The 13,779-nt window shown below is 76.2% G+C and carries 15 protein-coding genes; 14 read left to right on the forward strand and 1 reads right to left on the reverse strand.

Translation table 11 applies throughout. From position 1 onward, the window contains the following. The first annotated feature begins 1 nt into the window (after nt 1). The 9 genes from ACI79F_RS09800 (at nt 2) to ACI79F_RS09840 (ending at nt 7,042) form a co-directional block, all read left to right on the forward strand. Entirely contained in the window at nt 2-961 is a 960-nt protein-coding gene (locus ACI79F_RS09800; protein WP_456544382.1) for an ABC transporter permease, read from the forward strand. Next, a complete protein-coding gene (locus ACI79F_RS09805) occupies nt 958-1,947 on the forward strand; it encodes a nucleoside hydrolase (protein ID WP_456544383.1) in 990 nt (329 codons plus the stop codon). The genes ACI79F_RS09800 and ACI79F_RS09805 overlap by 4 nt, the downstream gene beginning before the upstream one ends. Then, nucleotides 1,944-3,149, forward strand: coding sequence for an S-methyl-5-thioribose kinase (gene mtnK / locus ACI79F_RS09810; RefSeq protein WP_456544384.1), 1,206 nt, complete (start codon nt 1,944-1,946; stop codon nt 3,147-3,149). The genes ACI79F_RS09805 and mtnK overlap by 4 nt, the downstream gene beginning before the upstream one ends. A gap of 67 nt (nt 3,150-3,216) precedes the next feature. Further along, a complete protein-coding gene (locus tag ACI79F_RS09815; protein WP_456544385.1) occupies nt 3,217-3,390 on the forward strand; it encodes a hypothetical protein in 174 nt (57 codons plus the stop codon). A 113-nt stretch (nt 3,391-3,503) separates the two neighbouring features. Beyond that, nucleotides 3,504-4,568 carry a methylthioribose-1-phosphate isomerase gene (locus ACI79F_RS09820; protein WP_456544386.1) on the forward strand — a complete coding sequence of 355 codons (1,065 nt, stop codon included), beginning with the start codon at nt 3,504-3,506 and terminating at the stop codon, nt 4,566-4,568. 11 nt (nt 4,569-4,579) lie between these two features. Then, nucleotides 4,580-5,296: an acireductone synthase gene (mtnC, locus tag ACI79F_RS09825; protein WP_456544387.1), complete on the forward strand. Its 717-nt coding sequence runs from the start codon at nt 4,580-4,582 to the stop codon at nt 5,294-5,296. Next, nucleotides 5,293-5,958 (forward strand): methylthioribulose 1-phosphate dehydratase, encoded by a 666-nt coding sequence (mtnB, locus tag ACI79F_RS09830; protein WP_456544388.1) that lies wholly within the window; start codon nt 5,293-5,295, stop codon nt 5,956-5,958. The genes mtnC and mtnB overlap by 4 nt, the downstream gene beginning before the upstream one ends. A gap of 81 nt (nt 5,959-6,039) precedes the next feature. Next, entirely contained in the window at nt 6,040-6,309 is a 270-nt protein-coding gene (locus tag ACI79F_RS09835) for a hypothetical protein (protein WP_456544389.1), read from the forward strand. Between the two features lie 160 nt (nt 6,310-6,469). After that, nucleotides 6,470-7,042, forward strand: coding sequence for a 1,2-dihydroxy-3-keto-5-methylthiopentene dioxygenase (locus ACI79F_RS09840; protein WP_456544390.1), 573 nt, complete (start codon nt 6,470-6,472; stop codon nt 7,040-7,042). A 129-nt stretch (nt 7,043-7,171) separates the two neighbouring features. On the opposite strand, the gene ACI79F_RS09845 is transcribed toward ACI79F_RS09840, so the two are convergent. Next, on the reverse strand, nt 7,172-8,365 hold the full coding sequence (locus tag ACI79F_RS09845; protein WP_456544391.1) for an acyl-CoA dehydrogenase family protein: 1,194 nt from the start codon (nt 8,363-8,365) through the stop codon (nt 7,172-7,174). A 258-nt stretch (nt 8,366-8,623) separates the two neighbouring features. On the opposite strand from ACI79F_RS09845, the gene ACI79F_RS09850 reads away from it, so the two are divergent. From ACI79F_RS09850 to ACI79F_RS09870, 5 genes are all read left to right on the forward strand, one after another. Continuing rightward, entirely contained in the window at nt 8,624-11,026 is a 2,403-nt protein-coding gene (locus tag ACI79F_RS09850) for a chemotaxis protein CheW (protein ID WP_456544392.1), read from the forward strand. Between the two features lies 1 nt (nt 11,027). After that, nucleotides 11,028-11,480 (forward strand): chemotaxis protein CheW, encoded by a 453-nt coding sequence (locus ACI79F_RS09855; RefSeq protein WP_456544393.1) that lies wholly within the window; start codon nt 11,028-11,030, stop codon nt 11,478-11,480. A 220-nt stretch (nt 11,481-11,700) separates the two neighbouring features. Beyond that, complete coding sequence (locus ACI79F_RS09860) at nt 11,701-12,585, forward strand: hypothetical protein (RefSeq protein ID WP_456544394.1); 885 nt, start codon at nt 11,701-11,703, stop codon at nt 12,583-12,585. Between the two features lie 21 nt (nt 12,586-12,606). Further along, a complete protein-coding gene (locus ACI79F_RS09865; protein WP_456544395.1) occupies nt 12,607-12,999 on the forward strand; it encodes a VOC family protein in 393 nt (130 codons plus the stop codon). A 110-nt stretch (nt 13,000-13,109) separates the two neighbouring features. After that, nucleotides 13,110-13,718, forward strand: a complete 609-nt coding sequence (locus tag ACI79F_RS09870) for a hypothetical protein (protein WP_456544396.1) — start codon at nt 13,110-13,112, stop codon at nt 13,716-13,718. The last annotated feature ends 61 nt before the right edge of the window (nt 13,719-13,779 follow it).

Raw genomic sequence — 13,779 nt, forward strand, 5'->3', positions numbered from 1 at the left:
CGTGGACGTCTTCAACCTCGCGTTCGTCGCCGCCGTCCTGACCTCGGCCGCCCCGGTGCTGTACGCCGCGCTCGGCGGCGCCCTGTGCGGCCGGGCCGGCGTCTTCAACATCGCCCTCGAGGGCCAGCTGCTGTGGGGGGCGTTCACCGCCGTCGCGGTCAGCTGGTGGAGCGGCAGCGCGTGGCTGGGCGTGCTGGCGGCGGTGCTCTCCAGCGCGGTGTTCAGCGTCGTGCTGGCGCTCGGCGCGGTCACCTGGCGGGCCGACCCGATCATCGTCGCCGTCGGCATGAACCTGCTCGCGCTGGGCGCGACCGGCTTCGTGATGCGCGAGGCGCTCGACGCCACCGGCACCTTCGCGCCCGCCGGCCTGCAGGGGCTGCCCGACCTCGACGTGCTGGACGGCGTCCCGGTGCTCGGCCCCGTCCTCGGCCGCGCGACCGTGCTCGTGCCGCTGGCGGTCGTGCTGGCCGTCGTCCTGTCGCTGTGGCTGTCGCGCACCTCGGTCGGCCTGCGGCTGCGCGGGGTGGGGGAGCACCCGGAGGCCGCCACCAGCCTCGGCGTGCCGGTCACCCGCTACCAGGCGGCGACCGTGCTGGTCGCCGGCGCGCTGTGCGGGCTGGGCGGGGCGCAGCTGTCGCTGGGCACCGTCACCGCGTTCACCGAGAACATGACCGCCGGCCGCGGCTGGGTCGCCGTCGCCGCCGTGATGCTGGCGGTCAACCGGCCGCTGTGGGTGCTCGGCGCCTGCCTGCTGTTCGGCGCCGCCGAGGCGTGGGGCTTCCGGCTGCAGGGCCTGGGCCTGCCCCAGCAGCTCACCGACGCCGCCCCCTACCTGGTCACGCTCGTGGTGCTGGTCCTCTCCCGGGTCCGCGTGCGCCGCCGGCTGCGCGCCGCCGACCCGGTCGCCGCCGAGAGCGCCGCCCACCCCGAGGCCGTCGTCCACCCCGAGGAGAGCCGATGACCCAGCCGCCCACCGGACCCCGGCGGGTCGTCGTCGACACCGACACCGGCATCGACGACGCCCTGGCCCTGCTGTGGCTGGCCGGCCGTCCCGACGCCGAGATCTGCGCGGTCACCTCGGTGTTCGGCAACTGCTCGGTGGACGACGCCCTGCTCAACATCGGCTCCGTCATGCGGCTGGCCGGGCTCGAGGACGTGCCGGTCGCCGCCGGCGCCGCGGGCCCGGTCGACGGCCGGCCGGCGCACCTGGCGCCCTACGTGCACGGCGACGACGGCATGGGCGACCTCGGCCTGGACCGCCCGGCCCCCGCCGTCGTCGCGCACAGCTCCGCGGAGCTCCTGGTGGAGCTGGCCAACTCGGCGCCGGGGGAGTACGACCTGCTGCCGCTCGGGCCGCTGACCAACGTGGCGCTGGCGCTGGAGCTCGACCCGCTGGTGCTCACCAAGTTCCGCTCCACGGTGCTCATGGGCGGCTCGGGCCCGTTCCCGCCGCTGGGCGTCACGCAGACCGTCGACGCCAACGTCAGCAACGACCCGGCCGCGGCCCGCGCGGTGTTCGCCGCGCCGCGCAGCGAGCTGGTGATGGTGGGGGTCAACGTCGGCGGGCAGACGATCGTCGACGAGTCCGCCGTGCAGGTGCTGCACCGCAGCGGCACGCCGGTGGGGGAGTTCTGCGCCGCGGCCCTGGAGTCCTACATGGACTTCTACCAGTACGCCTGGGGCCGCCGGGTCTCCCCGGCCTGGGACGGGCTGGCGGCCGGCCTGCTCGTCGAGCCGCGCTGGACCACCGCGTGGGTCGACGGCCCGGTCGCCGTCGTCCCCGACGGGCTGCTCTCCCGGGCGCACCTGCTGCAGACCGCCGAGGGCCTGCCCGTGCCCTTCGCGCAGGAGGAGGCGCGTACCGCGCCGCCCACGCGGGTCGTCACCGGGGTCGACGTGCCCGGTTTCCTCGCCGACTTCGTCGGGGTCCTGGCGGGCACCCGATGAGCGGCGGCCCGGCGGGCGCCGTGCTCGAGCCCGGCGACGTCTGGGGCTACCTGACCGGCCGCGGCCTGGCCCCGGCCGGCAGCACCGGCGCCGTCCGCGAGGTCGGCGACGGCAACATGAACCGCGTCTTCGTCGCCGTCCCGGACGGCGGCGGGCGCTCGCTGGCGGTCAAGCAGGCGCCGCCGTGGATCCGCGCCCTGGGCCCGTCGGTGCCGATGAGCCCGGAGCGGGCGATGGTCGAGGCGCGGGCGCTGGCCACCTTCGCCCGGTTCGCCCCCGAGCAGACCCCCGCCGTGGTCGACGTCGACCCCGAGCGGTTCGCGTTCACGATGGAGGACCTCTCCGACCTCACCGTGCTGCGCACCGCGCTCACCGCGGGCGCCTCCTTCGGCGACACCACCCGGCAGGTCGGCGACCTCGTCGGCCGGGTCACCTTCGCCACCGGCGTCGCGGGCTCCTCGGCGGCCGACCGGGCCACGCTGCTGGCCGCCTCGGTCAACCCGGTGCTGGCCGAGGTCACCGAGCGGTACCTGCTGTCGGAGCCGCTGACGGTGCACGAGAACAACAGCAACCACCCGCTGCTGGACGCCGAGGTGGCCGCGCTGCGGGCCGACCCGGCGGTGCGCACCGAGGTGTCGCTGCTGCGGGCGGCGTTCGGCTCCCGCTGCGAGGCGCTGGTGCACGGCGACCTGCACTCGGGCAGCGTCATGGTGGGGGAGCGGGACGGCGCCGCGGTGGTCCGGGTGATCGACCCGGAGTTCGCCGTCGTCGGCCCCATCGGGCTGGACCTCGGGCTCTACCTGGCCAACGCGCTGATCGCCGCGGCCCGCAGCGCGGCCCTCGGCGACGCCGCCGAGGCCGCCGACCGGGCCGGGCAGGCCGGGGTGCTGTGGGGCGCGTTCACCGGTGCCTGGGCCGCCGGCTGGCCGCGGCGGGTCGACACCTTCCTCGACGAGGGCTGGCTGACCCGGCAGCTCGCGTCGGTGTGGGACGACACCCTGGGCTTCGCAGCGATCGAGATGGTCCGGCGGGTCGCCGGCTACTCGCACGCCGCCGACCTGGAGACGCTGCCCGACCCGGGCCCGGCCAGCATCGGAGTGCTGCGCGCGGCGCGGACGCTGCTGCTGGACCGGCCGGCGTTCCGCGACGCGACGGGCGCCCCGGACCCCGCGGCGGTCGCGGCGCTGGTCGCCGCGCGCTGACCGGCACCGCGCCGGGTCGGGGGTCCGGACCCTGCCGCCGCCACGGCGGACGGCGGAGGGTGACGAGGTGCTGCGCAGGGTGGGCGGGGGTGTGCTGGCGGCGGTGCTCGCCGGGGTGGTGCTGGGGGCGGTCTCCCGCGGCCTGATGGCGCTGCTGCCGCCGGTCACCGTCCGGCTGGCCGACCGCCTCGTCGGCCGCGCACGGTGCGCCCCGGTGCCGGCGGGGGCGACCGCCGCCTGACGTAGCAGGCCACGAGCGGTGTGCGCCCGGGGACCGTCCGGCGGCCGTGACGGTCACGCAGCGCACAGCGCCCGTGCCGGTGGTGGCCGCCCGAGCGGGGGAGACTGGGGCGCGTGACCGCCTCCTCCACCCTGCCGCGGCCGGTGCTCGACGACAGTGTCCGGCTGACCGACGACGGCGTCCGCATCCTCGACCGCCGGGTGTTCCCCGCCCGCGAGGAGTGGGTGCTGGCCCGCGACGCCGCGGAGGTGGCCGAGGCGATCCGGGCGATGGTCACGCAGAGCTCCGGGCCCTTCTACGCCGCGCTGGCCGGCATGGCGCTGGACGCCCGCCAGCACGCCGGCCGGCCCATCGACGAGGCGCGGGCGGCGCTGCTGGCCGCCGGCTCGGCGCTGACCGGCGCCCGGCCGACCAACAACGCCGTCCGGGACGCCGTCGCCGCGCTGCTGGTCCGCCCCGACGTCGCCGGCGCCCGGACCGCGCCCGAGCTGGCCGAGGCCGTCGCGGCGGGCGCGCGGGAGCTGGACGCCGAGTACCGGTCGCGCAGCGCCGCGCTGGCCGCGCACACCGTCGCGCTGCTGCCCGACGGGGCGCGGGTGCTCACCCACTGCTGGGCCGACGCCTACCTCATCGAGCTGGTCCGGGCCGCCGACGCCGCGGGCACCCGCTACACCTACGTCGCCACCGAGACCCGCCCCTACCTGCAGGGCGCCCGGCTGACGGCGCACACGCTGGTGGAGATGGGCCAGGAGGTCGCGCTCATCACCGACGGGATGGCCGCCGCCGTGCTCGCGCCGACCTCCACGCTCGGCCGGGTCGACGCGCTGGTCACCGCCGCCGACCGGGTGACGATGGACGGGCACGTGATCAACAAGGTGGGCACCCTGGGGCACGCGGTCGCCGCGGCGGCGTTCGACGTCCCCTTCTACGCGATGGTGCAGGCCCCGGACCCGCAGGCGCCGACCGGCGCGGACGTCGTCATCGAGGAGCGGGACGGCGAGGAGGTGCTGTCGGTGCTCGGCGTCCGCTCGGCGTCGCCGCTGGTGCAGCGCGGGCACTACCCGGCCTTCGACGTCACCCCGCCACGCTTCGTCACCCGCATCGTCACCGACCGCGGCTCCTTCGAGCCGGGCCGGGTGGCCGAGTACCACGCGGCTCCGCAGGCGGGCGCTCAGTAGGCTGGCCTCCCGTGACCCTGAGCCTCACCGCGCGCACCGTCGTCCTCGACATCGAGGGCACCACCGGCGCCGCCGGGTACGTCCACGGCACCCTCTACGACCACGCCCGGCCGCGGCTGGGCCCGTGGATCGAGGCGCACGCCGACGACCCGGCCGTCGCCGAGGCGGTGGCGCAGACCAAGGCCGACGGCGGGCTGCCGGCCGACGCCGGGACCGACGAGGTGGTCGGTGTGCTGCACGGCTGGATGGACGACGACGTCAAGGCCACCCCGCTGAAGACCCTGCAGGGTCAGATCTGGGCGGCCGGGTACGCCGCCGGCGAGCTCTCCTCGCACTTCTTCGACGACGTCGTGCCGCGGCTGCGCGCCTGGCACGACCGCGGCGTGCGGCTGGCGGTGTTCTCGTCGGGCTCCGTGGCCAGCCAGGTGCCCTGGTTCCGGCACGCCCCCGCCGGCGACCTCACCCCGCTGGTCACCGACTACTTCGACACGGTCAAGGCCGGCCCCAAGCGCGAGGCGGCCTCCTACACGGCGATCGCCGCCGCGCTCGGCGACGAGCCCGGCCGGCTGCTGTTCCTCTCCGACCTGCCCGCCGAGCTGTTCGCCGCCCGCGAGGCCGGCTGGCAGGCCGTCGGCGTCCGGCGGGAGGGCGAGCCCAACGCCGGCGCGGACTTCGGCGACGTCGCGGTCGTCAGCGACTTCACCGAGCTCGACGTGGTGCCGGCGTGAGCGGGCTGGTGCAGGCCGGCGGGGTCCCGCGCGGCGCGCTCGAGGCCGCCGGCCGGGCGCTGGCCGCGGAGTCGGCGCGGTTCGCCTCGATGGGCTGGATGCGCGGCACGTCGGGCAACCTCTCGGTGGTGCTCACCCGCGACCCGCTGCGGCTGGCGGTCACCGTGAGCGGCCTGGACAAGGGCGAGCTGACCAGCGGCGACGTCGTCGTCGTCGACGAGCGCGGGTTGGCGGTGCCCGACCAGCCGCACCCGGAGCTGCCGCCGTCGGCCGAGGCCGCGCTGCACGCCCGGATCGCCGCGCACGCCGGCGCCGACGCGATCGTGCACGTGCACTGCATGTCCGCCGTCCTGGCCGGCCACTGGTACCCCGACGGCCTGCCGCTGCGCGACCTGGAGATGCTCAAGGGCATCGGCCGGAGGGCGCACGACGAGACGGTGACCATCCCCGTCGTCCCCAACAGCCAGGACATGGCCGAGATCGCCGGCGCCTGGGAGCCGGTGTGGGACGGCCAGGTGCCGGCCTTCATCGTCGCCCGGCACGGCATGTACGCCTGGGGCCGGGACCTGAAGCAGGCCCGGCACCACACCGAGATCGTCGAGTTCCTCATGCAGTTCGCGACGGAGACCCGGCCGGGCGGATCGGTCAGCGCCGCCCGCTGATCCCCGGTTCCACGTGGAACGGCGCGCGGGATCACCTGCCCGGGTGGTTTCGGGACGACGCCGTCCGGTGATGGGGGACCGGTGTCCACCTTCTCGGCGACGACGACGTTGACCCGTGCGGACCTGGCGCAGGCGACCGCCGTGCTGCAGGGGGAGTTGCGGCGCCAGTCGCTCGCCGCGGACGTCCACGAGGTGCTGTTCTGGCAGACCTTCGAGGTGGTGGGACCGGTCGAGCTCGTCGACGCCGAGGGTGGGCGTCACTTCCGGTACGAGGGCACCGTCACCGGAGCGCCGCCCCGCGGACGGGGAAGCGTGCTCGCGCGCATCCCGAGCGTCTGGCGGAGGGTCTGACGCCCCCCGCGGGTCGCCGGGGGACCAGCGGCCGGACGTGGCCGCTCTCCGGGGCCCGGGGAGCTGGGAACGGTCCGGGACCCGGGGGAGCCGGGAATACAGTGGGGGGTCCGGGCCGCTGCCGGTCGGGAAGCGCAACCACCCGAGGGAGAGGTGCGAGATGACCCTGCTGACCGTGTGGCGCGACGAGGCTCCCCAGACGCCCGAGCTCCGTACCGAGGACGCCGCGGAGATCACCGCCGTGCTGAAGGGCATCGGCGTCCGGTTCGAGCAGTGGCCGGTGCAGGAGCTCCCGGAGCGCCCGACGCAGGACGACGTCCTGACCGCCTACCGCGAGCGCATCGACGGCGTCACGCGGTCGGAGGGCTATGTGCTCGTCGACGTCGTCCAGATGCACCCCAGCGACGACCCGTCGTGGCCGGAGACCGTGGCCACGAGCCGCGCGAAGTTCCTGGACGAGCACACCCACGACGACGACGAGGACCGGTTCTTCGCCACCGGCTCGGGCGTGTTCTACCTGCACGTCGACGGCAAGGTGCACGCCGTGCTGTGCGAGGCCGGCGACCTGCTGTCGGTGCCCGGCGGCACGACGCACTGGTTCGACATGGGCACGGACCCCGACTACGTGTCGGTGCGGTTCTTCCACGACGACGACGGCTGGATCGGCAACTTCACCGGCAGCGACGTCTCCCGCTCGTTCCCGACGTACGACGAGATCGTCGCCGCCCGCTGAGCCCCGGCCGGGGAGCCGACGACCCTTCCCCGCCGCCGTCCGTGAGCGCCGTTGTGCACCTGTCCACGTCACTCACGCCGCCTCACGTGGACACGTGCACACCGGCGCCGACGACCGCCGCGCTGAGCCTCAGCTGTAGGCGCTGGGCACCGGCGCGGTGCCGGTGAGCAGCCAGTCGCCGACCTCCACGGCCTTGTGCGCCACGGGGTCGTGCAGGGTCAGCGTGCGGGCGTCGCGCCAGTAGCGGTCCAGCCCGGTGCCGGCCTTGGTCGCCCGGGCGCCGGTCAGCTCGAACACGGTGCCGGCCACCTCCAGCGCCGCCTCCGTGGTCACGACCTTCGCCGCGGCCAGCCCGACGGCGACCTCCGTCCGCTCCCCGGCGGTGAGCTCCCAGCCGCGGCCGGCCGCCTCGGTCAGCGCCGCGCACGCGCGGTCGGTGAGCGCCGCGGCCGCCTGCACCCGCGCCGACAGCTCGCCGTAGCGCTGCCGCACCAGCGGGTCCTGCACCGCCTCCGCGACGCCGGACGTGGCCCAGGCCCGTGACCGGGTGCGGGTGTACTCGGCGCCGGCGGCCAGCGCGCCCTCGGCGATGCCGACGTGCAGCTGGTTGAGCATCGCCTGGAAGGCGAGCACGTGGAGCGTCGCGTAGGCGGGCGCACCCGGCGTGGCCTGCTCGTTGGGCCCGAGGACGTCGTCGGCGGCGACGAACACGTCGGTGAAGGTGACCGACCCCGACGCCGACCGGCGCTGGCCCAGCGCGTCCCAGTCCCGGCCGTGCCGGACGCCGTCGGAGTGCGCGTCGACCGCCAGGGACAGCTTCTCGCCGGTGTCGGTGCGGGTGCCGCTGGCGTTGATCCGGTCGGCCACCTCCGCGCCGGTGGCGAAGTGCTTGGTGCCGCTCAGCAGGTAGCCGCCCTCCACCGGGCGCAGCTCGAAGCCGGCGTCGCGCGGGTTGCCCGCCCCGCCCCAGAACCAGCCGGCCGCGGCGCCCGCGGCGTCCAGCCGGGCCACCGCGTCGGCGTCCCGGTTGAGCCGGATCCGCCACGAGTGCAGGTAGTGGTAGCCCAGCAGCTGGCCGATCGAGGGGTCGACGGCGGTCACGGTGCGGACGACGGCGTAGGCGGTGTCCCACCCGGCCCCGGTGCCGCCGCGCTCGGCGGGCAGCAGGAGCGGCAGCAGGCCCGACCCGCGCAGCAGCGCCGTCTCCGGCTCCGGGGTGCCGCCCGCGGCGTCCCGGGCGACGACGTCCGCGGCCAGCGCGTCGGCCACCGACCGGGCCGCGGCGAGCGCCGCGGCGGGGCTGTCCACGATCTCCCTGCTCATGCGCCGGAGTCTCGCACCGGCCGGTCCGGGGGCCGCCGCGCGGGCGGGACATCGCCTTGTCGACCGGGGGCGGACGCTCGCCGAGCTTTTTGGCCGAGCCGGTTCCGACACGCCCCGCGGGTGCCGATGACGGCGGTGGGCGGCTCCTAGCTTCTGGAGCCCGAGGGCCGCCGACTCGCCTTGAGTCGCGGGCCCGACCGCCGAGACAACTCCGGGGCCCCGCGCGGGCCGGCGGACGCACGACAGAGAGAAGGCACCGTGGACGGTCTGGACGACATCGTCGAGGAGTTCCTCGTCGAGAGCCACGAGAACCTCGACCAGCTGGACACCGACCTGGTCGTCCTCGAGCAGGAGCCGGACTCCCGCGAGCGGCTGTCGAGCATCTTCCGCACGATCCACACGATCAAGGGCACCAGCGGCTTCCTCGCGTTCAACCGCCTCGAGGAGGTCACCCACGTCGGGGAGAACATGCTCTCCCGGCTGCGCGACGGCGCCCTGGAGCTGACCCCGGCCCGCACCAGCGTGCTGCTGCGGATGGTCGACACCGTCCGGTCGCTGCTCGGCTCCATCGAGGCCACCGGCGGGGAGGGCACGGTCGACGTCTCCGCCGTCGTCGCCGACATCAGCGCCGCCATGGAGGACCGCCCCGCCGAGGAGGCGCCCGTCGCGGAGGCGCCGGCGCCGGCCGCCCAGGAGGCGCCCGCGGTGGAGGCGCCGGCCCCGGCCGCCGCGGCGCCCGTCACCGCGGCCCCCGTCGCCGCGGCCCCCGTCGTCGAGGCGCCGGTGGCCGTGGTCCCCGAGCCCACCCCCGCGCCCGCCGCGGCCCCGGAGCCGGCTCGCGCCCCGGTCGCCGAGGTGCCCGCCGCCCCCGCCGTCCCCGCGCCGCGGCCGGCCCCGGCCACCGAGGCCGCCGACCCCGAGCCGGCCCCCTCGGCCGACGGCGGCGCTCGCCGCGCCGTCGCCGACAGCACCATCCGGGTGGACGTCGACCTGCTCGACGAGCTCATGCTGCTGGTCGGCGAGCTGGTGCTGACCCGCAACCAGATCGTCCAGTACGTGGGTCGGTCCAACGACACGGACCTGGTGCGCGCCTCGCAGCGGCTGAACCTCATCGCCAGCGAGCTGCAGGAGGGCGTCATGAAGACGCGCATGCAGCCGATCGACCACATCTGGTCGAAGCTGCCGCGCGTCGTCCGCGACCTCGGCATCCAGTGCGGCAAGACCGTCCGCCTCGAGATGGAGGGCAAGGACACCGAGCTCGACAAGACCCTGCTCGAGGCCGTCAAGGACCCGCTGACCCACCTGGTCCGCAACTCCGTCGACCACGGCATCGAGTCCCCCGACCGCCGCCGCGCCGCCGGCAAGCCCGCCGAGGGCGTGCTCACCCTGCGCGCCAAGCACGAGAGCGGCCAGGTCGTGGTCGAGGTCGCCGACGACGGCGCCGGCATCGACCCGGCGAGGATCGGCGCCAAGGCCGTCGAGAAGGGCCTGGTCACCGACGCCCAGCTGGCCCGGATGAGCCCGACCGACGTGCTCCAGCTCATCTTCGCGCCCGGCTTCTCCACCGCCGCCGCCGTCACCAACGTCTCCGGCCGCGGCGTCGGCATGGACGTCGTCAAGACCAACATCGAGTCGATCGGCGGCACCATCGAGGTCGAGTCGGTCGCCGGCACCGGCACCGTCTGCCGGCTGCGCATCCCGCTGACCCTGGCCATCGTCCCGGCGCTCACCGTCGAGTGCGCCGGCGACCGGTACGCCATCCCGCAGATCAGCCTGCAGGAGCTCGTCAGCCTGGACGCCGAGAAGGCCGCCAACGCCGTCGAGGAGGTCGGCGGGGCGCCGGTCTACCGGCTGCGCGGCGAGCTGCTGCCGCTGGTCCGGCTCACCGACGTCCTCGGGCTCACCTCCGACCGGCACGACGGGCACGTGGTCATCGCGGTGCTGCGGTCGGAGGGCCGGCGCTTCGGCCTGGTCGTCGACCGGGTCATCAACACCGAGGAGATCGTCGTCAAGGCCGTCGGCGGCCAGCTCAAGGCGATCGGCCTCTACTCCGGCGCCACCGTGCTCGGCGACGGCACCGTCGCGCTGATCCTGGACGTGCAGGCGCTGGCCCGCCGCGCCCTGCGCACCGAGAGCGCCGAGCGGCAGGAGGCCCGCGTGGCCGCCGCCGTCGCCGCGGCCGACAGCGAGTCGCAGCGGCAGCGGATGCTGCTGGCCGCCATCGGCGGGGGCCGGCGGGTCGCCATCCCGCTCGACACGGTCACCCGCCTCGAGCAGGTGCGCACCGAGAACGTCGAGCGCGTGGGCAACCGCGAGGTCGTGCAGTACCGCGGCGCGATCCTGCCGATCGTCCGGCTCGACCGGCACCTGGGCGCCTACGGCGAGGCCGACCGCGAGGTCCTCGAGGTGATCGTCTACAGCGACCACGGCCGCAGCGTCGCCATCGTGGTCGAGGAGATCCTCGACATCGTCGACGGCGAGGCCGCCGTCCGCAGCGACATCGACGACATGGGCCTGCTCGGCTCCGCCGTCCTCGGCGACAAGGTCACCGAGCTGCTCGACGTCCGCGCGGCCATCCTGGCCGCCGACCCGGCGTTCTACAGCGCCGCCACCGACTCCGCGACGCCCCGGGGCGTTCCCTCGTCCCTGATGGAGGTCTGACGTGACTGCCGCGACCGAGACCGCTGCCCCCGCCATCGGCGGCCAGCTGGCCACCTTCTGGCTGGACGGCGACCTGTACGGCGTCGAGGTGGCGCACGTGCAGGAGGTGCTGCGCAGCCAGAGCCTGACCCGGGTGCCGCTGGCGCCCGCCGCCGTCGCCGGGCTGATCAACCTGCGCGGCCAGGTGGTCACCGCCATCGAGCTGCGCGAGCGGCTCGGCCGCCCGCCGCGGCCGGCCGACACCGACGCGGTCGTCATCGTGGTGCGGCTGCACGGCGAGGCGGTCAGCCTGCTGGTCGATGCGATCGCCGACGTCGTCGACGTCGACCCGGCCGACTTCGAGGCCCCGCCGGACACCCTGGACGGGACGGCGCGCGAGCTGATCCGCGGCGCGTTCAAGCTCGACGGCCACCTGCTGCTCGCGCTCGACGTCCACAAGGCCGTCTCCGCCTGATCCCGGCGACCAGGCCCCTGCACCGGCACCGGCGCGGGGGCCTGTGCCGTCTCCGGGGCGTCTGCACCTCACGCAGTGTGAGCGTGCGATGACACAGGCGGGGTGGACACGCAAGCGCCGGCCGGCGCGTCTCCAGCCAACGAGTGACGTGCACGTGGCGATCACCGCCGATGACGGTCAGCATGGGCAGGCCCCTGTCCCGGCCCTCGGAGGCGCTGTCGTGCCGTACTCGCTGGTCAGTGCCGCCACCCTCGGCTTCGACCTCGTCCGCCTGCCGCTCGGGCGCCAGGTGGCCGACGTGCTGCTCACCGGGCTGACCGCGGACGCCGCCACCCTGGAGCTCATCGCCGGGGCGCACCCGGCCGCCGGCCGCGACCGCGAGGAGCGGGCCGTGCTGGCCGTCCGCGCCCGCCGGGCCCGCGAGCTCGCCGCCTCCGTGCCGCACCTGCGCTCGGCCGCCACCGGCGACCGCGCCGCCGTCCTGGTCGAGCAGCTCGAGCGCGGGATGATCGGCGACGCCGCCGCCGTCGAGCGGGTGCTGCGCGACGACGTCCTGGGCCCCGAGCACCCGGCCGTGGCCGACCTCCCCGAGGACGTCCTGGCCGCGGCCGCCGACGTGCTCGGCGACGCCGTGGTCGGCTCCTTCGCCTCCGACGTCCTCCCCCCGCTGGTCCGCCGCCAGCTCACCGGGCCGCTGGCCCTGGCGACGGCGACCGGCCTGGTGCCGGCGGCGCAGCCGGACCTCGGCCCGGCCGCGGTCGAGGTGCGCGCCTTCCTGACCGCGCTGGGGGACCAGGAGGACGTCGCGCGCGCCCGCTGGCGCCGCGCGGTGGACGAGGGCCGCTTCGAGCGCCGGCCGTGGGCGCGGGCCATGCACGAGGCGGCCTGGGCGGCGCACGTCTCCGGCCGCCTCCGCGTGCTGGCCGCCGCGCAGCTGCTGGCCGTGCAGGCGTTCGCCGACGGCGGGTTCGACGGCCGGGACGGCGCGCAGGGCGTGTGGAACGCCGTCGCCGGCGTGGTGCAGGGCCTGACCATGGCCGACCTGCTGGACACCAGCGCCCTGTCGGTGCTGCTGGCCCCGTGGGAGCGGATCACCACCGCCTGAGGCGGCGCTACGGTCCCGGCCGTGGACGAGTCCGAACCGGCCGACGTGCGGTTCGTCGGGGTGTCGCTGGACTGCGCCGACCCCGGCGAGCTGGCCGACTTCTACCTGCGGCTGCTCGGTGGCCGGGTGCTGTGGCGGCGGGAGTCCAGCGTCGGCGTCCGGGTGCCGGGCGTGCTGCTGATCCCGCAGCGGGTCGAGGGGTACCGGCCGCCGGCCTGGCCCGGCGCCTCCGTCGTCCACCTGGACCTGACCGCCGGCGAGGCGCTGGACGAGCCGGTCGCCCGGGCCCTGGCCCTGGGGGCGCGGCTGGCCGAGCCGCAGCCCGACCCGCGCTGGCGGGTGCTGCTGGACCCCGCCGGGCACCCGTTCTGCATCACGACCCTGGCGCCGCCGCCGGAGCTGCTGCGGGACTGACCCGCGGCCGGTCCGGTCCCGATGCCGCAGGTCGGTGCGGTGGACGACACGAGAGGTTCACGGATCTCCCCTCCGGACGGCGGCCCGGCGCGTCGATGTCCAGGTGTCAGGTGAGACAGCCCGCCGACACCGAGGACCGACCGTGCCCGCACCCCGCCGACATCGCGCCGGCCGGCTCGCCCACCGCCGGCGTCGCCGCCGCCCTGGCCCTGGCCCCCGGCGCCGCCGCAGCGAACCCCGACCGCTCCGCGCCGCCGGACGTCGTCCCCCTGGTCGACTGCGTCACGGTCCACGCCGACGGCAGCTGGACGGCGGTGTTCGGCTACGACGACCGCACCGGGGCGACGGTCGAGATCCCGGTCGGGCCGGCCAACCAGGTCACCCCGGAGTCGTCGGGGCAGCCGCAGCCGACCACGTTCCTCCCCGGGGTCCGGCACGGCGCCGTCCAGGTCACCGTGCCGCGCGGGGGCGGGCCCGTGTGGCACCTCGGCCGGGACGATCTGCCCGCGCGCTCCATATCGCCAGGAGGGACACGGGCGATGTGCGCTCCGTGCCCGTTCGGGGGGCCGAACGGTCTCTCGGCGTACACCGCTCGGCGCACCGGCGGGAGAAGCTCCGGTCGGGTCCCGGCCGCGCGCCTCCGGGAGCACGCCCGGGACGCCCGCGACTTCGTCGCGGTCGAGCGGGCGCTCGCCGACCGCCACCCCCGCACGGACTGACCGCCCGCGACCCTCGCCGCCACTTCTCCGGCCATTCCCGGATCGGGCGGGGAAACCGCTG

It is taken from the genome of Blastococcus sp. SYSU D00868, assembly GCF_054050575.1.